At 48.3% G+C, this 26,427-nt stretch carries 22 protein-coding genes; 17 read left to right on the top strand and 5 right to left on the bottom strand.

The features are described 5' to 3' along the window. Positions 1–4: 4 nt before the first annotated feature. From Q1V85_RS23690 to Q1V85_RS23665, 6 genes are all read left to right on the top strand, one after another. The gene (locus Q1V85_RS23690) at positions 5–340 is read left to right on the top strand and encodes a TfoX/Sxy family protein (protein ID WP_300604205.1); all 336 of its coding nucleotides are present in this window, start codon (positions 5–7) and stop codon (positions 338–340) included. A 157-nt stretch (positions 341–497) separates the two neighbouring features. Next, positions 498–1,037: a type 1 glutamine amidotransferase domain-containing protein gene (locus Q1V85_RS23685; RefSeq protein ID WP_300604202.1), complete on the top strand. Its 540-nt coding sequence runs from the start codon at positions 498–500 to the stop codon at positions 1,035–1,037. 216 nt (positions 1,038–1,253) lie between these two features. Beyond that, entirely contained in the window at positions 1,254–1,643 is a 390-nt protein-coding gene (locus Q1V85_RS23680) for a DUF1801 domain-containing protein (RefSeq protein ID WP_300604199.1), read from the top strand. Between the two features lie 92 nt (positions 1,644–1,735). After that, the gene (locus Q1V85_RS23675; RefSeq protein WP_300604197.1) at positions 1,736–2,302 is read left to right on the top strand and encodes a hypothetical protein; all 567 of its coding nucleotides are present in this window, start codon (positions 1,736–1,738) and stop codon (positions 2,300–2,302) included. A gap of 128 nt (positions 2,303–2,430) precedes the next feature. Continuing rightward, positions 2,431–2,904 (top strand): YdeI/OmpD-associated family protein, encoded by a 474-nt coding sequence (locus Q1V85_RS23670; protein ID WP_300604194.1) that lies wholly within the window; start codon positions 2,431–2,433, stop codon positions 2,902–2,904. 216 nt (positions 2,905–3,120) lie between these two features. Next, complete coding sequence (locus tag Q1V85_RS23665) at positions 3,121–5,925, top strand: outer membrane beta-barrel protein (protein ID WP_300604192.1); 2,805 nt, start codon at positions 3,121–3,123, stop codon at positions 5,923–5,925. Positions 5,926–6,045: 120 nt separating this feature from the next. Here Q1V85_RS23665 and ispG read toward each other — a convergent pair whose 3' ends face one another. After that, on the bottom strand, positions 6,046–8,061 hold the full coding sequence (gene ispG, locus Q1V85_RS23660) for a (E)-4-hydroxy-3-methylbut-2-enyl-diphosphate synthase (protein WP_300604190.1): 2,016 nt from the start codon (positions 8,059–8,061) through the stop codon (positions 6,046–6,048). Positions 8,062–8,349: 288 nt separating this feature from the next. Here ispG and Q1V85_RS23655 point away from each other — a divergent pair, with 288 nt between their 5' ends. The 6 genes from Q1V85_RS23655 (at position 8,350) to Q1V85_RS23630 (ending at position 14,785) form a co-directional block, all read left to right on the top strand. Then, positions 8,350–8,973: a bifunctional 4-hydroxy-2-oxoglutarate aldolase/2-dehydro-3-deoxy-phosphogluconate aldolase gene (locus Q1V85_RS23655; RefSeq protein WP_300604188.1), complete on the top strand. Its 624-nt coding sequence runs from the start codon at positions 8,350–8,352 to the stop codon at positions 8,971–8,973. Between the two features lie 11 nt (positions 8,974–8,984). Further along, positions 8,985–10,133 carry a galactonate dehydratase gene (dgoD, locus tag Q1V85_RS23650; protein ID WP_300604186.1) on the top strand — a complete coding sequence of 383 codons (1,149 nt, stop codon included), beginning with the start codon at positions 8,985–8,987 and terminating at the stop codon, positions 10,131–10,133. A gap of 11 nt (positions 10,134–10,144) precedes the next feature. After that, the gene (locus Q1V85_RS23645) at positions 10,145–11,455 is read left to right on the top strand and encodes an MFS transporter (protein ID WP_300604183.1); all 1,311 of its coding nucleotides are present in this window, start codon (positions 10,145–10,147) and stop codon (positions 11,453–11,455) included. Positions 11,456–11,465: 10 nt separating this feature from the next. Further along, the gene (locus tag Q1V85_RS23640) at positions 11,466–12,422 is read left to right on the top strand and encodes a 2-dehydro-3-deoxygalactonokinase (protein WP_300604180.1); all 957 of its coding nucleotides are present in this window, start codon (positions 11,466–11,468) and stop codon (positions 12,420–12,422) included. A 232-nt stretch (positions 12,423–12,654) separates the two neighbouring features. Next, entirely contained in the window at positions 12,655–14,055 is a 1,401-nt protein-coding gene (locus Q1V85_RS23635) for a Gfo/Idh/MocA family oxidoreductase (RefSeq protein ID WP_300604177.1), read from the top strand. 58 nt (positions 14,056–14,113) lie between these two features. Continuing rightward, positions 14,114–14,785, top strand: a complete 672-nt coding sequence (locus Q1V85_RS23630; protein WP_300604174.1) for a lysoplasmalogenase — start codon at positions 14,114–14,116, stop codon at positions 14,783–14,785. A 10-nt stretch (positions 14,786–14,795) separates the two neighbouring features. On the opposite strand, the gene Q1V85_RS23625 is transcribed toward Q1V85_RS23630, so the two are convergent. The 3 genes from Q1V85_RS23625 to Q1V85_RS23615 all read right to left on the bottom strand — a co-directional run bounded on the left by Q1V85_RS23625 (position 14,796) and on the right by Q1V85_RS23615 (position 20,338). Then, positions 14,796–15,524, bottom strand: coding sequence for an SMI1/KNR4 family protein (locus tag Q1V85_RS23625; protein ID WP_300604171.1), 729 nt, complete (start codon positions 15,522–15,524; stop codon positions 14,796–14,798). 339 nt (positions 15,525–15,863) lie between these two features. Beyond that, entirely contained in the window at positions 15,864–17,780 is a 1,917-nt protein-coding gene (locus Q1V85_RS23620) for an ATP-dependent DNA helicase RecQ (protein WP_300604168.1), read from the bottom strand. A 404-nt stretch (positions 17,781–18,184) separates the two neighbouring features. Beyond that, a complete protein-coding gene (locus Q1V85_RS23615; protein ID WP_300604166.1) occupies positions 18,185–20,338 on the bottom strand; it encodes a cation-translocating P-type ATPase in 2,154 nt (717 codons plus the stop codon). A gap of 348 nt (positions 20,339–20,686) precedes the next feature. Between Q1V85_RS23615 and Q1V85_RS23610 the strand changes: the two genes are divergently transcribed. The 5 genes from Q1V85_RS23610 (at position 20,687) to Q1V85_RS23590 (ending at position 25,558) form a co-directional block, all read left to right on the top strand. Further along, positions 20,687–22,009 (top strand): hypothetical protein, encoded by a 1,323-nt coding sequence (locus tag Q1V85_RS23610; RefSeq protein WP_300604163.1) that lies wholly within the window; start codon positions 20,687–20,689, stop codon positions 22,007–22,009. 141 nt (positions 22,010–22,150) lie between these two features. Continuing rightward, a complete protein-coding gene (locus Q1V85_RS23605) occupies positions 22,151–24,415 on the top strand; it encodes a hypothetical protein (protein WP_300604161.1) in 2,265 nt (754 codons plus the stop codon). 70 nt (positions 24,416–24,485) lie between these two features. Beyond that, complete coding sequence (locus tag Q1V85_RS23600) at positions 24,486–24,782, top strand: hypothetical protein (RefSeq protein WP_300604159.1); 297 nt, start codon at positions 24,486–24,488, stop codon at positions 24,780–24,782. Positions 24,783–24,793: 11 nt separating this feature from the next. Then, a complete protein-coding gene (locus Q1V85_RS23595; RefSeq protein ID WP_300604156.1) occupies positions 24,794–25,024 on the top strand; it encodes a hypothetical protein in 231 nt (76 codons plus the stop codon). A 258-nt stretch (positions 25,025–25,282) separates the two neighbouring features. Then, positions 25,283–25,558 carry a hypothetical protein gene (locus Q1V85_RS23590; RefSeq protein WP_300604153.1) on the top strand — a complete coding sequence of 92 codons (276 nt, stop codon included), beginning with the start codon at positions 25,283–25,285 and terminating at the stop codon, positions 25,556–25,558. Here the strand turns inward: Q1V85_RS23590 and Q1V85_RS23585 are convergent. Then, the gene (locus Q1V85_RS23585) at positions 25,533–26,150 is read right to left on the bottom strand and encodes a TetR/AcrR family transcriptional regulator (protein WP_300604150.1); all 618 of its coding nucleotides are present in this window, start codon (positions 26,148–26,150) and stop codon (positions 25,533–25,535) included. The genes Q1V85_RS23590 and Q1V85_RS23585 overlap by 26 nt on opposite strands. Between the last annotated feature and the right edge of the window lie 277 nt (positions 26,151–26,427).

Here is a 26,427-nt window from a genome sequence, read left to right as displayed (position 1 = left end):
TCGTATGGCATATAGCGAATCTCTTGCACAACGTATACGGCAGGCCCTGGCATCCCTGCCCGATGTTATCGAAAAGAAAATGTTTGGCGGGCTGGCCTTTATGCTCCATGGAAAGATGTGCCTTACCGTTGGCCCTGGCAGGATCATGTGCCGGGTAAACCCCGATCTGCACGATATGCTGGTGGCAAAAGAAGGTTGCGATACCGTTATTATGAAAGGACGCCGATACCGTGGATATGTGCATGTAGATGAGGATCAGCTTCGTACAACGGTGGCCTTGGATTACTGGATGGGGCTGGCATTAGCGTATAACAAATTGATTGGGGGAGTAGGTCGCTAAAGAATGCGGTATTAACAGCCCCGCCGGGAAATTTTTATTGGATTTTTTAACAGCTTCCGGAACATGTGCCGGGCTTCGGGACTGGTTTTTGTGGCAGTAATGCAAGGGACATCCGATCCCTCTAAACAAATTGAATGAACCACAAAAACACAGCAACATGAAAAAAAGAGTCGCCATCCTTGCTACGCATGGCTTTGAAGAAAGCGAACTGAAATCGCCAAAGGAATACCTGGAACAACAGGGTTGGGAAGCGTTGATCATTAGTCCGGAAGCGGGCAGCATAAAGGCCTGGGCCGACAAAAACTGGGGAAAGGAATACCCGGTAGATCAAACGGTAGCAGAAGCAGATTCCTCAACATTCGACGCCCTTGTATTACCCGGAGGAGTATTAAACCCCGATAAACTGCGCACAAATGAAGAGGCGCTGGATTTTATAAGAGACTTTTTCGATCAGCAGAAGCCGGTAGCAGCCATCTGTCACGGCCCTCAATTGCTGATCAATGCCGGAGTGGTGGGCGGCCGGCGGATGACATCGGTGCCCGCTATCCGGGTAGATCTTGTGAATGCGGGCGCTGAATGGGCCGATGAAGAAGTGGTGGTAGATGCCGGTTTAGTGACCAGCCGTACACCCAAGGACCTGCCTGCGTTTAACAAAAGAATGGTAGAAGAAATCATGGAAGGTGTGCATGCAGGATAAAATTGCTGATTAAGGCCTTCTGTGAATTCGGGGTTGCGCAATGAGCCGCCCGTATTTTTTTACACTGCTTTTACCGCGGGGAAGGAGTGGCCGTAGCGTTCTGCGAAGGAGTATCATCGCCGACCTCTGTACCACTCGTTCTCTACGGTTAAGCATTGTTGTGTAACAACCCGGCAACGGAAGGATAAATGCCGTATCTTCCATTAAAATGGCACCATGAACCCGGATATAACCGCTTATAACAAGGCTCTGACAAAAGATGATCAGGCTATCTGCGATTTGCTGGCCAGTGAGATCTGCATCCATCTTCCGCAGGGCGAAAATAAGATCTGGCACCGGCATCCGGTATGGTTTCTCGATGGTAATCCAGTAGTGGGTTATAGCAAATTAAAGGATAGTGTGCGTTTGTTGTTTTGGAGCGGCCAGTCGTTTGAGGAACCGGACTTACTGCCTGAGGGCAGTTTTAAAGCAGCGGAAGTCCGCTACACCCGGGAAAATGCCATTAATAAAAAAGACCTGGAACGGTGGCTTAAAAAAGCAGCAGACATTCAGTGGGATTATAAAAATATCGTAAAACGAAAGGGTGTGCTGGAGCGTCTGAAGTAATACGGAACGCTTGTAAGAATTGCCGGAGCATTCCCCGTTTTGCAGCAGGAACTTCCAATCTGTATTGTAAACTATCCGCAAACATCACTATTATGGAGGAAACCTTCACGCATGTAAGAACGATGATCAGCATCATCCTGGGATTCGGGATCGCCCAGCTGCTTAAAAACGCCGTAAAGCTGATCGATCAACGCAAAGGCCCCAGGCCAAGCCCATTGCATTTAATGTGGGTGGGGTATACGTTTTTGCTGATCATTCACTTCTGGTGGTGGGAGGCGCGGCTCACTAGTGTGGGAAACTGGAATTTCCTGGAATACCTGTTCCTTATTTTTTATACAACCATGTATTTTGCCCTGTCTGTACTGATCTTCCCGGACAATATCAATGACTACAACGGGTATACAGACTATTTCTTTTCCCGGAAAAAATGGTTCTTTTCCTTCCTGATCGTCATCTTTATTATTGACTTCGCGGATACCCTTTTAAAAGGAAAACAATACTTCCAGTCGCTGCATTGGGAATATCCCGTGCGCAACCTCGTGCATATTTTGCTATGCCTGTTGGGCATGCGGTTTAACAATATCCGGTTTCAATATGTGCTGGCCCTGCTTTTTATCCTGTATGAAATTTCCTATATCCTCCGGCATTATTTCTTTTAGGGGCAAATCGCCGCGATTTTCTCCTGACAGCCCGTTGTCATTTGATGAGTGTAATATTGTATACGGTAATATCCCGATAGAGAGGAGCTGCCGTTCAGTATTAAAAATGCGTTAAAAGAATATCAGAAATGGAGAAACCCCTGGTGTGCGATATCTATCTGTTAAAAAGAATTCCTGGTAAAGGCGGGTGGACCTATGCGGAGATCCCCGAGATTGCCCCGGATAAACAGGCTCCTTTTGGTTGGGTAAGGGTAAAGGGCAGTGTTGATGGGATGGCGTTTCAGCATTACCGGTTGCAACCGATGGGTAATGGCCGCCTGTTCTTTCCGCTGAAGGCTGAGATCCGCAAAAAAATAAAAAAAGAGGCCGGCGATTTTGTAAAGCTGATCTTATATAAAGACGATACGCCGCTAACCATCCCGGAGGAACTGATCGAATGTATGAAGGATGTACCCGGCTCTTATGAAAAATTTCTGCAACTGTCGGAAGGAAAACAACAGCAATGGATCAGCTGGGTCTATACGCCTAAAACGGCTATCGTAAAGGCAAAACGGATCCTTTCCATGATCGACGAATTGATGCAGGGATCAGGCCGGAAGTAAAGTCATTTACCAACCGTTCCCGGAACAATACCTTCTCCCTGGGATCAAAAACAAATGTTATCAATTTCCTAAAAAGCACCTACGATTTCTTAATACGAATTATGTCGTATAATTTCGCACAGCACTTTCTTCATTTTATACCATTGTTTTGCCGTTTCGTCACAGGGTATCAACAGGAGGTGGTGTTTTTAAATAACCTTGCTTAAAAGAATGCTCATGAAGAAAACAGGAATGATCGCCTTCCTGCTGCTGGCTACCCTATGGGTGCAGGCGCAGGGCGGTATCACCGGAACGCTGCTGGATACACAAACCAGGAAAGGACTTTACCTGGCCACAGTTACGGTATACAAGGCAGCAGATACCAGTATTATTACCTACCGGTTGTCTGCTACAGATGGTGCGTTTAAAGTTCCGGGCCTGCCATTAAATACACCGCTGCGGCTCATTGCAACCTTTACCGGGTATAAGGTAATGCGAAAAGACTTTACGTTAAGTTCGGGTTCCCTAAACCTGGATACGCTTTGGATGGCTCCGGACAGTACCTCGCTGGATGAAGTACTGGTAGTGGCGGAGCGTCCGCCCATGGCTGTGCGTAAGGATACCATTGAATTCAATGCAGCGGCGTTTAAAACCCTGCCCAATGCGCTGGTGGAAGACCTGCTGAAAAAGCTGCCGGGGGTGCAGGTAGACCGGGATGGAAATATCACCGTAAACGGGAAACCCGTCAACCGGATTACTGTAGATGGAAAGGCTTTTTTTGGTGACGACCCGAAAATGGCCACACGCAACCTTCCCTCTAATGTGATCGATAAAGTGCAGGTAACGGATGATAAGGAAGAGCTGCTGCGCAGGGGTGATGATAATATCAATAATGTGGGCAAGGTCATCAATCTGACGTTTAAAAAAGGCGTAAAAAAAGGAATGTTTGGGAAGGCTTATGCGGGCGGTGGTACGGCTGGTACCTATGAAGCGGGGGCCATAGCCAATGTATTCAGGGATACCTTGCAGGTGAGTGCGCTGGGATATACTAATAACCTTAACCGTCCGGGATTTAGTTTTTCCGAGCTGATGCAGACCGGTGGCATACAACGCAATTCCGACGTAAACAGCAATCGCAGTGTCAGCATCTGGCGCAATGCCAGCGGGGGCACCGGCATCCGGATCAACAATATCAATTTTGGAGGTATTACAGAATACGGGGGCATCAGCACCAGTTCCGGACTGGGTTTGAACATCAACCATTCGCCCAATAGTAAACAATCCATTTTCGGGCAATATTTTTACGGGAATGTAAAAGTGGATGTAAAGAATGATGGGTATACCGAATACAATAATGGAGATACTATTTTAAAAAGAACCGAAGATGAAAAGGCCCAAGTATTGATCAATGCGCATAACATCGGCCTGGGGGCCAAACTGCGGCCGGATTCTATAACCAATATCCAGGCCGGCATCAATTACATGACGGGCAATACGGTCGATGACCGTTATACGCTGGTGCAAAGCACGCATTCGGTACTGGGCAATTTGAGCGATGGCCGGGTAGACCTGGACCGGGATAATATCAGCCGGAATTACCGGCATTACATTACATACAACCGGTTATCCCGAGCCCGTAAAGGGCGCCGCTTTACGGTAAATCACCAGCTGATCTGGCAGTTGCGGGATAATGCTGCCACCACGCATTCGTTCATTCAATACAAATATCCACAGCCGAAAGACAGCCTGTTTGACCAGTTACGGCAGGAGAAAGTGCCTACGCTTAATGCCAATATCAATGGTAATTACAGCGAACCGATTGTTAAAAATCTTTCCGCCCGGGTAGATGCCAGATATGAGTACGAGTACCTGACCAATACCATCCACACCTATGGCCTCGATGGATCGGGCCGCTTTACGATATTGAACAATGGTCTTAGCAACCGGTTCGAGCGAACCAGCAATAACCTTTCTACCGCATTGGGGCTGGAATACAAATACAAAAAATTAACCGTTACGCCCAGGCTGCGCTACCAGTCACAGCGGTTTACAAACCGGCTGGTGTCGATGCCGGAAGATGTGGTACAGCGATTAAATACTTTTTTGCCGGAGCTGGGAATTGTGTTGGGCAAGCTGAACATCGATTACCGGAAAGAAGTGATCCTGCCGGACTACCGCTACCTGATCCCGGTATTTGATAATACCAATCCGTATGTGATCAGTAACGGCAACCCGAACCTGGTGCCGGCTATCCGGCATAGCTTGCAGGTAAACATGTACACCTATGATCCCAAGCTGGGGCTGAATGTTTGGGGATGGGCCCGTGCAGCGAAGATTAAAAATGATGTGATCCAAAACATCGTGTTACAGGATAACGGTACCCAGATCATTATGCCTGTGAATGCTAATGGTGGCAAAAGTATTTCCGGAAACGGTGGCATTAATAAACAGAATAAATTTTCACAGCGGTTTACAATGAACTCCAACATCGGGTTCTTTTATGAGTACAATGAAAACTTTTTCAGTTATAACAATGAGCTGAGCAAACAATACCGGAACAATACCAATCTCTGGGCGGGTATCGGGTTAAACTGGAACGATGTATTTGAATGGAACAATAACGTCAATTACGGCGGGCAGCGGGTAAGAAATTCCAATACCGCCCTGTTTCAATCATACCGTGTCTCAAATTATGAGATCAGCTCAGAGCAGATATTGCGCTGGCCCAAGCACATCATCCTGGAGAACAATGTAGCTTTTATACAGAACAGTGCTATCGTGGATCCTTCCCTTCGCCGGTTTGTGCGCTGGAATGCGGCACTGAACATTACGATGTTGAAAAATGAAGCCGGTGTATTACGCCTGGGGGTATACGATATCCTGCGGAAGATGAATAATACCGATGTGGTGCTGGCACAGAATATGCTTAAATACAGCCGCGGCAATGTACTGGGCAACTATTATATGGCCACGTTTACGTATAATATACGCCCAACCGGGGCCAAGAAAAAAGTAGGGGGGCAGTCGCTGCTTTTGTTTTAAGGGTTCCAGGTTCAATGTTCACATCAGATTCGGTTTATGCTCGCAACCCGGATCATCGATCCCAAACGCAATTAACTGATAACTGAAGGCTGAAAACTGATCGCTAATAGCTAAGCAGCCCTAAGGCTCAATCCAGACCTCATTCTCCCTTAGAAGATTGATGAGTTCTTCCACCGCAATATCGCTGTTCACGTTCCGTTTTACCACGTCCTTGCCTTTGTAAAGGGTGATCTTTCCGGGACCGCTGCCTACATACCCAAAATCAGCATCGGCCATCTCGCCCGGACCATTGACGATACATCCCATGATGGCGATCTTCACTCCTTTGAGGTGATTGGTAACCGAACGGATCTTTGTTGTGGTTTCCTGCAGATCGAACAGGGTTCGGCCACAGGAGGGACAAGAGATATATTCAGTTTTTGAAATGCGGGTACGGGTAGCCTGTAAAATACTAAAGGCTGTGTTGTTCATAAACTGTTCTGCAGCGCCGGTGTCTGCAGCCAAAGTATAGCGGCGTCCGCTGAGTTGGGCGTCGTTAAATTGTTGGTAAGCCTGCGCATGCATTCCAAGACAAATACCATTGCCATATCCATCCAGGAACAGCGCACCGGTTTCTGTGGCAAAATGGATCAAATGCTCATCTGCGGTGCTCCAGTTACTATCCGTAATAAAAATCAGCGGATGGTTGATGCCCCGTTCTTCCAATGCAATACACATGCGGCGTACCGATTGCATGGCGTTTTTTTGATGACTGTTCAGGCAAAGCACGATGTTTGTTTTCGCTGCTAACGCGTCCAATGCCTGCAAATTACCGGCATCGAGCAGCACAAAATTCAGGGTCTGGCTTGTTGTGCCGGTATTCAAAAACGTATCAGTCTCGTATAGGGGAAAATATTTTGCCTGATCTTTTGCCGCGGCCCAATGCTCAGGCGTGGTAATCACCTTCAGCAGACCGGGTAAAGAAAAATCCAGTTCGGCCTTGGCGGTGTAGATATAATCCGCAGCCGCATCGGCAATATGCCATTTATCATTAACGGCATCATAGGTATAACCCACAGCCTGCAACGAGGCAGGTGTAATTGCTGCCAGTTTGCTCAGATCTGCTATGACCACCGGCACCTGCTCCCCGCCAATATTTCCCACACTGATGGTCTTGTGTTTCCGCGATTGAAAGGGGTTGTAGTGATTAGTTGACAGAGAGGGGGTAGCCGTCTCTCTCTCCTGTAAACTTTTCAACTTTTCAACTTGTAAACTGGTTTCATACCGCTTCACAATATCCCGGCATACCGGAATTTCCAGTTCCGGATCTTCGGTAAGCGAAACACGGATGGTGTCGCCGATGCCATCCTCCATAAGCGTTCCGATACCGATCGCTGATTTGATGCGGCCATCCTCTCCGTCGCCCGCTTCGGTAACGCCCAGGTGCAGCGGGTAGATCTCTCCAAATTCCTCATCCATGGTTTTGATCAGCAGCCGGTAGGCCTGCACCATTACAATGGGGTTGCTGGCTTTCATACTCAGCACAATCTGGTGGTACTGCTCATCCCTTGCAATACGTAAAAATTCCATCGCACTTTCTACCATGCCCATGGGCGTATCGCCATAACGGCTCATGATGCGGTCGCTCAGGCTGCCATGATTGGTGCCAATGCGCATGGCGGTACCATATTCCTTACACACTTTGATCAACGGTGTAAAGCGGTCGCGGATGCGGTCGATCTCCTCTGCATATTCTGCATCGGTATATTCAATCTGTTCAAATTTCTTTTTATCGACATAATTGCCGGGGTTCACCCGTACTTTCTCTACGATACGTGCCGCAATTTCCGCAGCATTGGGTGTAAAATGGATGTCGGCCACCAGCGGCGTGTTATACCCTCTTTTGTGCAGCTCATTTTTTATATTCAGCAGGTTCTCCGCTTCTTTTTTAGAAGGCGCGGTGATCCGTACCAGTTCCGCACCTGCTTCAATGCACCGGATGGATTGTTCCACCGTACCCATCGTATCCATGGTATCGGTGGTGGTCATGGTTTGCACCCGGATGGGATGATGGTTGCCGAGTAATAAATCTCCGATCTTTACCTCTTTGGTTAACAGTCTTTTATATGAAGTGAGTGATGCTGCGTATAATTCCATGGTGCAAAGATAACCAATGTTTGAGTGTGGATTCATTTATAAGCTTGTGGCTGCCGGCGGTTTTTCCCGCTGATTTCTGCTGATCGTTTCGCCTTCTGCGGTAGATCCGCGTCATTTGCGGGATACCTTTCCCGCAGATTTTTCGCAGATATTTTCCGCGAATCTACGCTGATGGCTTTTTCTGGATATAGCTGCTTTGTCTGCATGAACAGCGCATTGGCTTTTTTACCTTTTCTGTTTATCTTTCGCTCTCATTAACGATTTCGCATTAAAAATAACAGGAACGATATGACCGTCTATCAACAAATAACGACCCACAAACTCATTGCTATTTTACGGGGCGCGGATCCTTTAGATGTAGTTCGCATTGCCACTGCCTTATATGAGGGCGGCATCCGGCTGCTGGAAATTACCATGAATTCGGAAGCGCCGCTGCGGGCCATCGAACAGGTGGCGGACAAGCTGGGTGGAGATATGGTCATTGGAGCCGGAACCGTACTAAATGCCACCATGGCTGCAGATGCGGTGAGCGCCGGGGCCCGTTTTATCCTTTCTCCCGTAGTGGATGAAAGCGTGATCCTTGCTACAAAAAAACTGGGAGCTGTCAGTATTCCCGGTGCCTATACCGCTACGGAAATTTATACGGCCCATCGCGCTGGCGGAGATATTGTAAAGGTATTCCCTTCCCCTTCTCCTGCGTATATTAAAGACCTCAGGGCTCCGTTGCCGCATATTCCCTTATTGCCTACCGGAGGTATTACACCGGAGAATATTGGGGCCTATCTGAAGACCGGGGCGGTTGGATTTGGCATTGGCAGCGCATTGGTGAATACCAAGGAGCCAATAACCGGCGCCTACCTGGAAACGCTGAAAGAAAATGCCCGGAAATTTATCAGGGCGATGGCCTCCTAAACAAGATGTTTATGAAAATAAAAAGTTATGAACTGTTCCAGGTGCCACCCCGCTGGCTGTTTTTAAAAATTGAAACCGATGAAGGCATCACGGGCTGGGGCGAACCGGTGATTGAGGGGAGGGCCGCCACTGTAAAGGCCGCGGTAGATGAGCTGATGGAATACCTGGAGGGTAAGGATCCATTAAACATCGAGGACCACTGGAACACGATGTACCGCGCAGGGTTTTACCGTGGAGGCCCCATCCTTATGAGTGCCATTGCCGGTATTGACCAGGCACTGTGGGATATTAAAGGAAAGTATTATAACGCACCGGTACACCAGCTCCTGGGCGGCAGGGCGCATGATGTTATGAAGGTCTATTCCTGGATCGGTGGTGACCGCCCCGCAGATGTGGGTGCTGCGGCCCGCCAGATGGCCGGACAGGGATTCCTGGCGGTAAAGATGAATGCCACGGAGGAATTGCAATATGTAGATAGCTATGATAAGATCGATCAGGCCGTGGCACGCATCGCCGCCGTAAGGGAGGCCACCGGGCCCGATTTTGGGATCGGCATCGATTTTCATGGCCGGGTACACAAACCCATGGCAAAGATCCTGGCAAAGGAACTGGAACCGTTCCGCCCGATGTTTATTGAAGAACCCGTATTGCCGGAAAACAATGAGGTATTGCGGGAAATTGCAAATCATGTAGCCATTCCAATTGCCACCGGGGAGCGGATGTTCTCCAGGTGGCAGTTCAAAACCCTGCTTACAGAAGGGTATGCGGATATCATTCAGCCGGATGTATCGCATGCGGGAGGCATCACAGAATGCAAAAAGATCCTTTCGATGGCCGAAGCTTTTGATGTGGCGGCTGCACCGCACTGTCCGCTGGGCCCTATCGCCCTGGCGGCCTGTTTGCAGGTAGATGCAACCTGCCACAATGCTTTTATACAGGAACAAAGCCTGGGTATCCATTACAACCAGGGCAGTGACCTGTTGGATTACCTCAGCGATAAAACGGTTTTTGAATACAAGGATGGATATGTAAAGATACCGGACCAACCCGGGTTGGGCATTGATATGAATGAGGCGCAGGTACGCAAAATGGCTGCGGTGGGGCATAACTGGCGAAACCCGGTATGGCGGCACCATGATGGAAGTATCGCAGAATGGTAAAATAAAAAAATATGAATACAAATAACCCGGCTGCAAGGCCTACACGGATCCGGTACCAGGTATTGTTCCTCATATTTGTAAATGTGGTTATCAATTATATGGACCGCAGTAACCTGGCGGTGGCGGCTTCCGCCATCGGAAAGGAATTCCAATTTTCGCCGGTACAGATGGGGCTTATTTTTTCCGCATTCAGCTGGACCTACCTGTTATTCCAGATCCCCGGCGGCATCCTGGTGAACCGTTTTGCGCCAAGGGTACTGTATGCCATCAGCCTCATCAGTTGGTCGCTGGCTACCGTATTGCAGGGTTTTGCAAGAGGCTTTGCATCCCTGTTTGGATTGCGGATGGTTACCGGTGCTTTGGAGGCGCCGGCTTTCCCCATCAACAACCGGGTGGTCAGTAGCTGGTTTCCTATGCAGGAGCGGGCTTCGGCTATTGCGGTGTATACTTCCGGGCAGTTCCTGGGACTGGCATTCCTGATGCCGGTGCTTTCCAGGATCCAGCTGCAGGCCGGCTGGAAAGGGTTGTTTGTGATCACCGGGCTGATCGGTGTTGTATGGGGATTGGTGTGGTACTTTTTTTACCGGGACCCATTGCAACATAAAAAAGCCAATAAGGCAGAGCTGGCGCATATAGAAAAAGGCGGCGGCCTGTTAAACAACCAGCCGGATAATAATGCCAAAAGGGCCTTTCAATGGAGCGATCTCCGGGAAGTACTGTCACACCGGAAATTATGGGGTATTTACCTGGGACAGTTTGCCGTAAATGGTGCCCTATGGTTCTTTTTAACCTGGTTTCCCAAATACCTGGTCGATTACCGGGGGATGGATTTTATCCAATCGGGCTACTGGGCCTCAGTACCTTACCTGGCGGCATTTGCAGGCGTGCTCAGTTCGGGATTTCTTTCAGACTACCTGGTGCGCAGGGGGGTACCGCTTGCACGTGCCCGCAAATGGCCCATCATTGCAGGGCTGTTATTATCCGTATGTATTGTGGGCGCTAATTATGTACACACGCCGGGCTGGATCATCCTGTTTATGTCCGTGTCTTTTTTTGGAGTAGGCTTTGCTTCTATTACCTGGATCTTTGTATCTACGCTGGCTCCCAAACACCTGATCGATATTACCGGCGGTGTTTTTAATTTTATTGGCCAGCTTTCCGGTATCATAGTGCCGATTGTGATCGGATTCCTGGCCAGTGGCGGCAATTTTGCGCCGGCACTGATGTTTATAGCGGTATTGGGCGCACTGGGTGCCTGTTCCTACATCTTCCTGGTGGGAAATGTAGAACGGGTGGCTGCCGGCACTTCATCGGAGCAATAACATTCATTGTATGGATAGTTTTTTAAGTTGCGATTGGGGAACGAGTACCTTCCGGTTACGACTGGTACAAATACATGATCTGGCTATACAGGCAACTGTGCAACATCAGCAAGGCATTGCACATACGGCGGCAGACTGGCAACAGGTCCGTGACCACATCAGCAGACAGGAATATTATACGGACTTTTTAAACCGGCAGATTTATATTATGGAGCAGCAACTGGGCTACTCCCTCGAGAGAGTCTCTGTTGTTATATCCGGCATGGCTTCTTCTTCCATTGGGTTGATGGAATTGTCTTATAAAAAGCTGCCCTTTGCTATGGATGGCTCCGGCCTGGTATTGCAGCCGCTTCCAAATGATCGTAACCCGCTGCTGCTGATCTCCGGGGCCTGTACCGAAACGGATGTGATGCGGGGGGAGGAAACAAAGATCATAGGAATTGCAGATGCCCTGCCTGCTACGGAGCAGGAACTGCTGCTGTTGTTACCGGGAACCCATCCCAAGCATGTGCAGATCCGGAATGGCATGGTCTCCGGTTTTCAAACCTTTATGACCGGGGAGGTGTTTGGCCTGCTGGCGGAACAGAGTATCCTTTCGGGTTCAGTTATCCGTAATACGGAGCTAACGGATCCCGGCTGCCGGGCCTGGTTTATAAGTGCTGTACGCCTTAGCCAAACGCATTCTTTGTTGCATCATCTTTTTGGAGTGCGTACCAATCAATTATTAAAGCAGGTGCTACCGGAACAAAATTATCATTATCTCAGCGGGCTGCTGATTGGTGAAGAGCTGAAGACATTGCCGCAAAACCAGCCGGTATACCTGCTGGGCAATGCAACACATCTGTCTGCTTATATACTGGCCTGCGAAGCCCTGAACGTCCCGGTAGTCGTATTGCCCGATGCAGATGAAGCCCTTGTAAAAGGACAACTAAAGATTCTCAAAAAATATTCAGGGTTTAAGGAATAGCCCATCTGTTTGTACACATGATTGAAGGGACAATACCTTTAGCATTTGGATGTTGGCGGCCGATTCGTTAGCGGGAACGTTGCCGGTGTTTGGCCGATGGTCCATAAAAGGTTTTTGTATTTTTAACCGGCTGCGTGGGAACCGATGATTGTTTTAAAGATCGTTGCCAATGAAAATGGTACTGCAACCGGGCACGCCGGATCTGCAGCGCAGCTATTAAAAATGTTGTTTTATGAATCATAACAGGAGAGACTTTTTAAAGGTATTGGGAATCTTAGGTGCAGGTACTGCAGCCGCTGGAACAGCAACGGCTTCGGTGCCTTCGGCGCTGCTGGCACCAGGTGTGAATATGAACAATTACCGCGCCGCCAAACTGGAAACCGTACGTATCGGGTTTGTAGGCGTGGGGAACCGGGGTGCGGCAGCGGTTAAAAGGGTTTGTTATATTGAAAATGTGGCCGTAAATGCTATTTGCGATATCCGGCCGGAACGGGCGCAGCTGGCAAAAGAAAGCATAAAAAACACAGGCTTCAATCCTGAATTATATACCGGTAAGGCCGATGCCTGGATGCGGCTCTGTGAACGAAAGGATATTGATGTGGTTTATATCGCTACCCATTGGAAGCTGCATATTCCCATTGCTATTTATGCAATGGCACATGGCAAACATGTGGCCATGGAAATAGGTACCAACGATAATGTACAGGAGGCCTGGGACCTGGTTAAAGCTTCGGAAACCTACCGGCGGCATTGCATTTTCCTGGAAAACTGCTGCTATGATTTTTTTGAATTACTAACGCTGAACATGGCCCGGCAGGGATTTTTTGGTGAGATCATTCATGGAGAAGGCGCATATATACATGATATTGCCGATAGTCTTTTTGATACCACCAAACGGTACGATCTCTGGCGGTTGCGTGAAAATGCCAAACGCAACGGGAACCTGTATCCGACCCATGGGCTGGGACCCATTTGCAATATTATGAACATCAACCGGGGCGATCAGATGGATTACCTGGTATCGATGAGCAGCAATGATTTTACATTGAACGGGCTTGAAAAGGAGGCGTACCAGAAAGATGCAGCCACCTTCAAACCCTTTCTGAATGCGCCTTTCAGAGGAAATATGAATACATCGGTGATCAAAACCCATAAGGGAAAAACCATTATGCTGCAGCATGATACCAGCTCGCCCCGCGTGTACTCCAGGTTGCACCTGGTAAGCGGAACCCGGGCGGCGGCACAAAAATATCCGTTGCCGGGGAAAATTTCCGTAGGGCATGATGGCTGGCTGCCGGAGGCAGAAATGAAAAAGATCGAAGAAAAATATACCCTGCCGCTGGTAAAGCACCTGGGAGAAATGGCCCGGCAGATCGGTGGTCATGGCGGAATGGATTTTTTAATGGATTGGCGTTGGGTCGATTGTTTGCGCAACGGTTTGCCGGTAGATCATAATGTGTATGACGCAGCGCTCTGGTCATCTATTGGTCCGTTAAGCGAGCGATCCGTGGCCGGGAAATCGGTTCCTGTGTCCATTCCCGATTTTACAAAAGGAGCCTGGAAAACCAACCTGCCGCTTACTTTTTCTATTGATCATGGCAACCTTACGGGCGTAAAGCCGGTAAAAGGATAGGAGCAATCCTGTATGCATTTTTTATTGCTATCACCGGAATGCTTATTTTTAATTTAAAATGAAGGCTGCCTGGAATATTGTTTTTATCGGCGTGGTGCTCCTGTATTTTGCCGGGATGGCCCTGCAAAATGATGTCCTGCAATTTTTCTTAAAACCCCTGCTGGCAGGCACCTTACTGGGTATCTTTATTGCTGAAACTGCCGGTATTATTTCGCCGTTTAAAAAATGGATCATTGGTGCATTGCTGTTCTCTGCAGGGGGAGACACGCTGTTAATGTTTGCCAATAACAAGGAATTATACTTTATCCTGGGATTGGTTTCCTTTTTGATTGCGCATGTTTTTTACATCCTGTGTTTTCATTTTATAAAAACACAGGAATCTGTTTCCGGAAAATGGTATACGGCCATCATAGTAGGCGTGTATTATTTTTTTATGATGAGCTTTTTGCTGCCGCACCTGGACGCGTTAAAAATTCCGGTGCTGGTATATGGTATCGTCATCAGTTTTATGCTGCTGCTGGCGATGCATTTATATGACCTGGCGGATCATAAAACGGCACAGATGATCCTGACCGGAGCGATCTTTTTTGTGGTATCGGATTCTGTGCTTGCAATGAATAAATTTTATCACCCAACAGCATGGGGCGGCTGGGCTATTATGACCACCTATGTGCTGGCACAATGGCTGCTTACACGCGGAATGATCCGGTATATCCGGCAAAAGGGATGATTTTTTTTTGCTATTTACAGGAAACGGAATCCCGGATCTTCCTGGGCTCGTTGAGCGACAGGAACGGAAAGAACCTTCGCTGAACGCCGCGCATTTTTTTGAGCGCGTGATCCAGCCATAGTTCATACCAGTTCAGGAACGATATCTTTCCCGTATTGCCCAGTTCATTTGAGGGATGAATGCCACCGTCGTTGATCCGTTCGTCGGACCACATGTTTCCCTTTTCCTGGCCATTTACTACCAGGCTGATCTGGGTGCCATAGCCATCATCGGTCATATATAACCGCCCCTGATCATGCTCAGTCCCGCTGATGAGGTCCCATTTTCTTTCAAAAAGCTGCTTTTCCAGCTGCTGGTTTCCCGCTTCATACGCAGCCTCCAGCCGGGCATCCAGCGCCTCCAGTTCCCATTCCATATTCCATTTTTCAGTGTGGGGGAAGGGCCGGGATAAATCAAAGTACTGGTGGGCACCGGTAGGGTCAAAGAAGCTGATCCGGCTGCCTTCCAGTTGACGAAGACCTTGAAACGGACCTGCGCCACCGTCGCCCAGGTTGGTAAGAAAGGCTACGTATTCTTCCGGCAATTGTACCTGGTGCGTCGTTTCAAACCGGTGCACTTCTTCCGGCTTTAGCACCGGGTTCAGCCGGTATTGATGGGCGTCGGCACCAGGCAATTCCTGCCTGATATCCATATTACGGAGTTGATCCAGTTTTTCCCGGATCCTGATTAATTGTTGCATATGTGTTCACGATTGTTAAGAGGGTAATAAAGGGCAGGAAAATATGCACAATAACCAAGCCATTACTGAGCTCCGGGACTAAATTTTGCGAATCCGCGATTTATGTTTTAATGGCGCGGATGATTTTGACAAATTTTTAAGAAAATTCCGGTGCGCTGATTTTTTTAAACGATCTTTTTCGTACCTTTACAGTAGGTGTTTTTCATAGGTTAGCAACGGCTGATTGTTTTTACAATCGGCCTTCTTTATGCCCACACATACCGGCTTCCCGTCAAATAATGGTCATAATGTTTTAAGGGGATACTCAGACGCTGTTGGCGGATGACATGCTGTTGAAGATTATTTTTTCCAGCTGATGGTGCCGTCCTCCAGCATCTGGATTTGCTCTTCGCGGGTAAGAAAATTGATCACCGTCCAGATATGTTCTTTTTCAATACCCTGTAACTGGGTCATCAGTTGCGGGATGGTGCAGGGGGCTGTAAGTGTTTCCCGGATCCGGGTTTGAATGGTTTTGAAGACCTCGTGTGTAAGTTGATTATTTCTTCTTTTTAAACAGTTATCACAAACGCCGCAATCCTTTATCGCCATATCTCCAAAATACTGACCGATCATTTTGCTGCGGCATTCTCTTTCATTGAGAATGAACTGTTTCATCTGTTCGATCCGTTCGGTAAAAAGCCGTTTACGGGCCATGTAGTTCTTCATATTGATTTGCAGTTCAGCAATCCGGATCCTTGTGCGGGTGAGCATCAGCTGCGGGTCTTCTTTCCGCGGCTGGTAGTCAATAACGCCATCCGCATGCAGCCGCAGGAGCTGCTCTTTGATAACGGGAATATCCGTTTTCATCAGGTAAGCCACATAACTTTCTGAAATTCCGATGGGATAATCGTAGATCCCCTCATAGGTGCGCAGCAGGGTTTTAATCAGCGGCTCTGAATCGGCATGGGTTGCTTCATATTCATACAGTGCCTCTTTATACACCGTAAACCGGACCGTTGACGGTATAAAAACCTGTTCATTAAAGGTAAGCCAGCCGTCCTGCTCCAGTGCCTTTAGGGCATAGATGGCTGTGGTAACATCCAGCCCGAATTTTTTAATAAAATCTTTCAGGTCAAAATCATAAAACTCGCCAGGCGGTTCTCCTTCCGGTAACTGGAGGTAGTGTATCACGCTGCCATATACCTTCCGGATGGTTTCCAGATCGGGAAAGCGTTGATCGGGCATTTTCTCCAGTACGTCCAGTTCTGCATCATTATACAGTAAAACAGCATAGGATTTTTCTCCGTCTCTTCCGGCACGTCCCGCTTCCTGGTAATAATTTTCCAGGCAGTCCGGAACATCCGCATGGATAACTACCCGTACATCCGGTTTATCGATGCCCATACCAAAGGCATTGGTGCATACGATCACCCGGGTTTTGTTCCGGATCCAGTCCTGTTGTTTTCGGGTGCGTTCTTCGGCCGGCAATCCCGCATTGTAATAGTCGGCGGCAATGCCTTCCATCAGCAGGAGGTCCTTAAGTTCCTTGGTATGTTTGCGGGTTTTGCAATAAACGATCGCTGACCCCGGAACATTTTTCAGGATCTCCGTTATTTTATGGATACGGCTGGCTACTTTAAAAACACTGTAAGATAAATTCGGCCGTTCAAAAGACTGGCGGTAAATGGTGAAGTTGTTTGCACCCTCCGGTGAAAGTTTTTCACAAATGTCTTCCTGTACTTTTGGGGTTGCTGAGGCCGTCAGCGCCATGATGGGCACGCCGGGCAGCTCCTCCCGTAACCGGGCAATACGTAAATAGGGAGGGCGGAAATCGTACCCCCATTGAGAGATACAATGGGCCTCATCTACTGCAACCAGGTTTATATGCAGTGCCGGAAGGTATTCCTTAAAGAGGTTAGTTTCCAGTCGCTCCGGAGAAACATACAGGAATTTGCAGTTACTGTGTGCAGCGGTCTTCAGTACATGGATCACTTCTTTGCGCTGCATACCGGTATGAATGGCGAAGGCCGTGATATTTTTTTTGCGCAGGTTCTGTACCTGGTCGTTCATCAGGGCGATCAGCGGCGAAATAACCAGGCAAAGCCCTTCTTTGTATAAACCCGGTATCTGGTAACAGAGTGATTTGCCGCCACCGGTAGGCATCAGGGCCAGCACATCTTTCCCTTCAATGGCCGTTTGGATGATTGCTGACTGCAATGGACGAAAATGGTCATACCCAAAATACTTCTTTAAAGTTTCCCGCAACGCCTGTTCCATAGATGCTGATCTTCTGATAACCTGATATTGAGCCCCATTCGTTTACTATTCAAAGGTACACGGAATTTTCAAATCCCGAAGGGCCGCAGCAACCGGGTGCCGGGCGTTTCACGGATTTACAAGCCGTAATTCCCGGAAAATCCGCAGGTGATATGGCAACGCCGCAGTTTCATGCATTTGAAGACCGGGAATGCAGCAGGGGAGCAATACCATCTCCGCAGGTTTTTAACATAGATTTATGGAGCATCTGCATCCCAATTGAACGCTGAAACTGACTTTGAAGTATTGTTTCGACCCGGTTTTATACAATCCATGCACTGCCTGCCGTATCCTTAAAAATCCGGTTGGGCATTTCCGTCCTAAAGCAGGAAGCATGCCTGTGGTTGGCTCCTTATTGCACGGCGTTACACCACTTTTTTCACCATTAGCCTTCCGCTGTTCAGCGCCAGTATCACATCGCTAAACGCCATAATAAGCGCTCCGAACATCGGGGTCAGCAATCCGATTGCGGCTACCGGTATGGCAATGATATTGTAAGAAAAGGCCCAGAACAGGTTTTCTTTAATGGTTTTGTAGGTATGCCTGCCCAATCCCATTGCCAACGGCAGGTGTTTTAAGCCATGATTCGTGAGTACTACCTGCGCCGTCTGCATTGCAATTTGCGAGGCGTCGCTCATGCTGATGCCAATGGTAGCCTTTGCCAGGGCTGGCGCATCGTTGATGCCGTCACCTACCATGGCGGTGGGCGTCTGTGCATTTTTTTCACCAATGATCTGTAGCTTTTCTTCCGGTGTTTTTTCTGCAATAACCTCATCGATCCCCAGTTCTTCCGCAATTTGTTTCGCCTTCGAAAGCCGGTCGCCACTCAGTAAAATGGTCTTAATATTTTTACTGTGAAAGTAGTTGATGACTGTTTTGGCTTCCGGCCGCAGTTCATCCTTCAAGTCGATGGTGCCAATCAGCTGTTGATTGCGGGTAATATAAATATTATGATGGTCGGCGCTGGTTTGTTCGCCGGCGATCTCAAAAGACCCCGCCCCATATTCAACACCCTCCTTGTCGGTAGCAAACATTCCCCTGCCTTTTTCTTCTTTGACCTGCTTCCAGCGGATCTCGCTTTTTGTTTTCCAGTTACGGGCAACGCTTTTTGCAATGGGGTGGTTCGAATATTTTTCCAATGAATATACAATGGTTTTAAATGCTTCTTCACTGATATGTTCATCCAGGATCTGAAAACCGGCAATCGTAAAATTTCCGGTGGTAAGGGTACCGGTTTTATCAAATACCACCTGGCGGATGTCTTTGAAATTTTCCAGACTGGTGGCATTGCGGAACAATACGCCGTTGCGCGCGCCACGTCCCAGGCCCACAGCAATAGCTGCCGGAGTGGCCAGTCCCATGGCGCAGGGGCAGGCAATCACCAGCACGGCAATGGCCCGCATTAACGCAGGGGTAAAATCCTGTAAAATAAACCAGTTGACCATAAATGTAAGAACGGCAATGCCAATGACTACGGGAACGAAAACGGCACTGATCTTATCGGCCATCTGCTGTACGGGTGGTTTTTCTCCCTGGGCTTCGTTTACCAGGTTAATGATGCCGGCCATCACGGTATCTTTTCCTACAGCGGTTACCTGCGCCTTTACCGTACCGTCTGCCATCATGCTGCCGCCGATCAGGATGTCTTTCGACTGCTTTTTTACCGGAACGCTTTCCCCGGTAAGGATGGCTTCGTTTACCTGCGCCTCCCCCCATAATATTTTGCAATCTGCAGGTACCTGCTCACCGCTTTTAATAAGGATGAGGTCGCCCGTCCTTAAGGCAGTGCTTTCTACAGGAAAGATGTTTTCATGATGCTCCTGGTCGTAGGCAATCATATTGGCCATTACCACTTGTGTTTGAGCCAGCTTTTTTAATTGCGCCTGGGTGGATGAAACGGTATGCTCTTCCATGTAATTGCCCAGGAATACCAGCGTGATCACCGTGGCGGCGGTTTCATAAAAAATATAATCATGCTGGCCGGTCAAAGTGCCATACAAACTGTAAATAAACGCCGCCAGGGCGCCAATGGTAACCAGCACGTTCATATTGGGCATACGGTTACGGATGCTTTTAATGGCGCTGACGCCAAAATAAGACATGCCCACCGCAAACACCGGAAGGGTAATGGCAAACTGGATCCAGGGTTGCATGAGCCATGAGTGCTGAAGCGCCGGTATCATATGCAGCATCAATACCAGGGTAAAAGGTAAACAAAACCAGAAGCGTTGCATATTGGTGGTTAACCATCCCCGCTGTTTGTCATGGTTATGCGTATGTGTGTGCTGATGTGCCTGTGCTTCATCGTGATCCATTACGGTATAACCCAAACCGGTTAATCCTTTCGATAATACCGATTCATTTTTCTGTCCTTTCAATTCAAAGCTGACATCACCGGTGGCAAAGTTCACTTTCACGTTTTCCATGCCTTCTTTTTCCAGGTATTTGTTAATCGTAAGGGCACAGGTTGGGCAATCCATACCCTCCACTTTCCATTTGATCTTTGCTGCTGTTTCCATAATACAAAATTACTACAACAGAAAATGGCTGTTGGTTCAAATCCGGGTTATTATTAAAACCATGTTGCAGATCGGGCTGCTTTTATTGTAACTCTGTTTCAAAAACGGCGCGGGATGCGTTATGCTGCGGTCCATGACGGATGGATGGCGCTCCCTTTATTTGGCGATTGACTTCGGCTTTGCCACGCAGTAGTTTTGTATCAACGCTGCCTTTAAGGAAAGACGTTTGTAAGTAATATTATCAGAGCGGTATAATGATCGGTACCCGGCCGGGCCATTGAATGTTCTTTCGCTGCCTCTCTTTAAACTGTAGCCCTTCGCTTTATTTAACCTTTAAAACTCATAGAAATGTCAAAACATATTTCGGAGAAAGAGCCGGCGATCCCCTGCTGCCCCGAACTGGTCCCCGATGATCATTGTGATGTGATCAATTTCAGTCGTGTACTAACCTATCCCACGGCCACACTGGTTGCCGGAAGAAGGAACGTAGTAGTGGAGGTGATCCTCCGCTTTAAATTTTCAAGATGTACCCTGGGACTGGTACTGGGCGATCCGGTATACAGTACTACATTGCTTCCGGGGGAAAAAGTGCGGTTAACAACCACCGACCGGAGGAGCACGTTCAGCTATGACAGCGAAACCAAACTCAGCTACCGGAGCGAGCAGATCTCGGAGGAGCAATATTATATGTCGGCCGTGCAAAAATATATGGCAGACGCCTCGGCGGCACAGTCGGGAGAGGCAGATAGCTCTTCAGAGGGAAAATGGGATTTTCATGGTGATGCCGGCGGCAGTGTCAATCCTTTTAGTCTTAGCGCCAGTGCCAGTACCAATGCCCGGGGCAGTCATAACAGTCATTCCACCTTCGACTACCTGAATCAGCAGCGTTCGCATATGGAAAGCGCGGCCTCGCAGGCTGCGGAAGCTTCAAAAAAGACGCACGCAGTATCTATTGGAGAGGTCAGCAGCCGTACGCATATCGAAGGCGAGTCGCAGGATCATTTTGAAGCATCCTCGAGGGAATTCAGTAACCGGAACCAATGCCATGCCGTTACCTACATGTTTTACAGGCTGAATAAAAAGCAAAAAATAAAATTTGAGCTGGTGGCCATCGAGCGACGTGTACTGGATGAGAATGCGCCGGTGGGTGGTGTGCTGAAACCCGGTGCAGTAAAGCTTCCCATCGCCTTCGTGCCACAGGATATACCGGCTACCGTGGCTCTGAACAGGGTGGCCGAAACGGCAGTGGCGGGCCGGATCAATACCCTTTCTGTAAATACCAATCTGAATGCGCTCTTTGAAGCGCCCAGGGCTACGGCTGTATCCGGTGCCGGTATTAAGGCGGATCTGGGTAGCCCCATTGATGATGCCACAAGATCGAAGGCCCTCCGGGAGGTAGATGAGCAGTTGGCGGCAAAAAGTCTGATCGACAAAGCCGGGAAAGTAAGCGATGAGATCAAACGGATGATCGGGTTTGAAGCGGAGTTTTCGTTGCCCACACCCGGCATTATCGTAAAAGGCTGCCTGGATGACTGCGATGTTTGTGAGCCGCTGTTAAAAGAACGCTTACAGTTGGAAAACGACCTGTTGCGCAAACAGATCGAATTGCTGGAAAAATCGCAGGAGTACCGCTGCTGTCCGGTTGCGGAGGATAAAGATACCGATGTGTAACCGGTGAGAGTGCTGGCGCAATCACAAGACCAAATCACAAAGACCAAATCACAAAAATCAAATCTCAAAAGCCGAATCACCAAAGGCAATACGCAAAAACAAATTTTAAATCTCAACCAGATCATTCTTTAAATATATTTTATGGAAGCAATAAGAAAACTATCGCTGGCGGTAAACTATGAGCAACCGCCGGAAAAGGAACTATTGGTCTTTGGGTTTCTTTTTTACTGCAACGGGCCGTTGTTACAGGTGCAACCGGTGCGGAACAGTCTGCTGGAATTTGATCTTGCAAAAGCTACAGCGTTCCGGACGGATAAAAATGGCGTACGTGCCGATGAACTACGGCTGTTCCTGGCTGCAGGCACGGATAAAGAAGTACAAAAAATAAAGACGATTACAGACCTGGAAACGCTGCAACCTTACGAGGCCCTTCTAAACAGCAATGTTAAAGACGGACAGGTTTCTATTTTACCCGTTCCGGCTGCCATTAGCCGTTTTTGGCCGGTTTGCCGCTGCAGGGTCACCGGTAAGGTTTCCAAATGGTTTCATTCCGGAGATGGCTGGAGCGACCGTCCGGTATGTCGCGCCAGGGTGCATATCTGTGAAATAGATCCGATCATTTATTGGATTCACCGGGTCCCCGATCCCATTATCGCAAAAATCCCGGAGCTGTTTCTGGACCCTGTCGAAGTGATCCGCAACCCGGTTCCCGTTCCGGACCCGCCTCCGTTTGTACAAACAGCCCGGAGTGGAGCGGTACCGGATGCATCGGTTTTTAAAACCCGGTCTCCGGAGCAATTGCAATTACAGGTGGCAGAAAAGCTTCCGGATATTGGTGCCAATGTAAGGCAACAGCTCTTATCCGGGAACCTGGACCAGATCCGGAGCACCATTGTTGCGAACTATGAACTGCTGCATCCCTGGTTTTGTTTGCGGCCCTGGTGGTGGCCCTGGCTCTACCGTTGTACGGAGCGGAAACTGGTGTATACCGATGCCAGCGGACGTTTTGATACCAATATCACTTACCGTTGTTTTGGAGACCGGCCGGATCTGTATATCTGGATAGAATACCTGGTAAACGGCGTATGGACAATCGTATATAATCCTCCCAAACCCTGCAACACCTATTGGAATTATCATTGCGGAACCGAATTGTCTATTCATATCACGGACCCGCGTGTTCCGGTAGATTGCTGCTGTAATTGCCCGCTTCCGGGCGACCTGGTAATGATCCGCAGTATCGGCGGCACCAGTGTTACCCATATCAACCAGCAAAGCTACCTGCAGGCTCCTGCCGGTCAGTCCGTTTCTTACAACCGCATTGGTCTTACAGATGCAGCCGCTATTGGCGATGGATTTTTCAGCACATCCGTGGGGGATTACAAACGGCCCTTTGGTGGAGCATTTCATTTCTACATGGGTTTTGGACAGGGCCTGCCCCGCAATGAAATCTATTATTACCGGTGGAGCTACCGGAAGGTGAATGCGGCGGACCTGAATCCTGTAAGCGGCACAACCGAACAGATCGATACCCCGGAGTATAAGAGCTATGATTTTATTTTTATAGATGGTAATGGTGACCAGCAGATCGGTCACGACAATGTGAAGCTGGGACCTTTTACGGTTGGCGGCGAGAATAACCTGTATATCATTCCGCCGGAGCGGCCCAGCCAGGCACCGTTCAATGCTCCGCAAACGGATCCGCAGTGGTATGAACGTACGCATAACACACATACCATTGGTATCGATTCCGCGCAATTAAGGAACGGAGCAACGCCGGGCGGAGATGGGTTATATGAGTTTAAGCTGGAATTATTTAACCAGTCTGGTGTACTGCTGACCAATATTCCAAAAACAACATTTAAAGTACCAGCGTTTGACGATGCCAATACCAGCGTAAATGCTCCGGATGTACTGCTGGCGGGCGTAACGGCAACAACGGCAGCGGCTTTTAAGATGCTGGTACGTGTGGATAACAGCGCCTGCAATTCTGCCGTGTTTACCGTTAATGTAAACGGAACACCGGCGGCATCGGATTGCTGCGGTTTTGTAAAATATAAACCGGATGGGGTGGAAGCGGATCTTGAGCTATCCTTCCTTGCCACACATCCTAACAATTTTGCCGTATTCAGTTTTGGCGTATCAAAAGGTACCTGTGGTGGGGTTGCCAATGCCGGTGCGTTGGGAATGGTCATTGATGACGCTTCCGGGTATACACTGGCAGGCGGTATTTACCGCAAGCAATTTACACCGGTTCAGTTGCTGGATAGCTGCTATGCCGGGGGAGACGGAAAGGCGGCTTTTGCGGAAACGCTCTCAGTGATTGCGATGGCTACGGATGGAACGTACCGCCAAAGTGGAAAAGATGCGCCCTACCAGGTAGCTGCATTTGCCCTGGAACCCTGATAGAACCGATGTTTCCGGAGTGCCGTTGGTCTGCGGCAGATTGCCGTGCAAATGTTTAAAACGTTTCAATATGTTTTACTTCCTGCTCTCCGTTTTTGCAGTGTGGAGGATCACGCATCTGATCGCCAAAGAAGATGGCCCGTTTGATGTGGTGTTCCTCCTCCGCAAAAAAGCAGGTCTCAGCTTCTGGGGAAAGTTGATGGATTGTTTCTATTGTACCAGCATTTGGGTGGCGCTTCCTTTTGGCTGCTGGCTGGGCGCTGGCTGGTGGGAACGTTTTTTGTACTGGCTGGCTGTTTCAGGAGCGGCCTGTTTGTTGGAACAGGCAACGGCGAAGCCGGATGTCCCGTTTTATAAAGAAGATTAAAATTAACAACAATGTGTAATTGTGGCGACAAAAGAAGTCAGCTGGTACTGAGCAGCGGCCAGGCACCGGGAACCGGTATGTGGAGCGATGTATGGTTTGAGTATACCGGCCGGTCTGCCTTAACCGTAAAAGGGTTTATTACGGGGCGCATATACCGGTTTACGGAGCGGGGTGCGGTACTGCTGGTCGATTACCGCGACGCTGCGAAAATGCTCCTGGTTCCTTCTTTAAAGCGAAAGTAATAAGCATGACCCGGAGTCTTGCTCCGGCATTCAAATCAGGCGCCTCCGGGCGCTTTTTTTATGTGCAGGCGAAAAAGTACCGGCCGGCGTAAACAGCGGCCGGGGCAGGATCGGGACGGTTCTTGCCATTACCGGGCAGTCGTTCTTAAATGCTTCATAGAATAAAAGGCAGCCACAAAGAATGTTTCTGTTAATTTTATAACCAGGATGTAAGGGTGTACGCATCTGTTAAATTATGAAATCAGCTCAATAAAAAACATGCTGCAAAATTTTCTCTTTTTGTCAGGCGATAAAATGTCATCGGTTATGGGATGGGTAGGTAGTATTGCGTATCTGTTAGCCTACCTGTTTTTAAGTATGAACCGGTTAAAGGCGGAGCGTCCGCTCTATCATTTGCTGAATATGATCGGAGCCCTGGGACTGGTCATTCATGCCTTAAAACTGGAAGATTATCCCAACCTGGTGGTGAACCTGGCCTGGGGTATCATTGCAATCACTGCAGTCGTGTTCATCCTCCGGAAGAAGCCGCAGTAGAAAAGCTCAACAGGCCAAGTGCTCTTTTCTTGTATACACTCAGTTTCTGGTTGTATTCTTTTTTGTTGGAGACCAGGCTCAGGTAATAATACGCACCATCCACCAGGATAAAGACAAGGTCGGCTGCTGCGGCTGTATCATCAACCTTCAGGTATCCCTTTTCCTTACATTCGATGATCAGCTCTTCCAGGTTCTTGCGGAGACTGTCCAGCAGGATCTTGTATTTTTCCTTAATCACCTTATCGCGGAAGGCCAGCGAATAGCAGCTGTAAGAAACACTATCATCAAAGAGTGTATTCCACTTATGTGAAAAAATATTGTCAATAACGGCCAGCAGCTTTTTTTTAGGGTTGTTCTGTGAAGTTTCCGGTACATCAAAGATTAAAAGGTAACGGTCCAGTATGTATTCCACAAGACCGTATATAAGATGTTCCTTGGTTTTAAAATAATGGATCACCAGGCTGGGATTTATCTTCAGCAGGTCGGCTGTTTTTGCAATCGAAGCATTTTCGAGCCCCTCTTTCTTCGCAAGCTTGTAAAATGCTTTAATGATCTGTTTCTGTCGGGCTTCTTTAAGACTTTTACGTCCCATGCGTTATCTTTTTGATTTTCCTTTTAAGGTATGAAAAAAATCTTCTGCTGCCAAAAGTGATGAAAAAAAATGGAATCGGCGGGGTATGTGCAAACGATTGCATGTTGTTTATGTATTAATAAATTAATTAAATGTTCATTCAAAATATTTTTTTCAGGAAAAATCCTTATATATATTTGTGCCGCGATGGGCTTGAGTTTGAGACTGAGTGCTTTCTTGTTTGCTGCTTTCTTTTTTTGAATAAAACGTAACATTAAGATAATAACACCCGGACCGT

Origin of the sequence: Niabella sp., from assembly GCF_030150205.1 — a bacterium.
In the GTDB taxonomy this organism is placed as follows: Bacteria; Bacteroidota; Bacteroidia; order Chitinophagales; family Chitinophagaceae; genus Niabella.
This window is presented reverse-complemented; position numbering and strand designations above follow the sequence as displayed.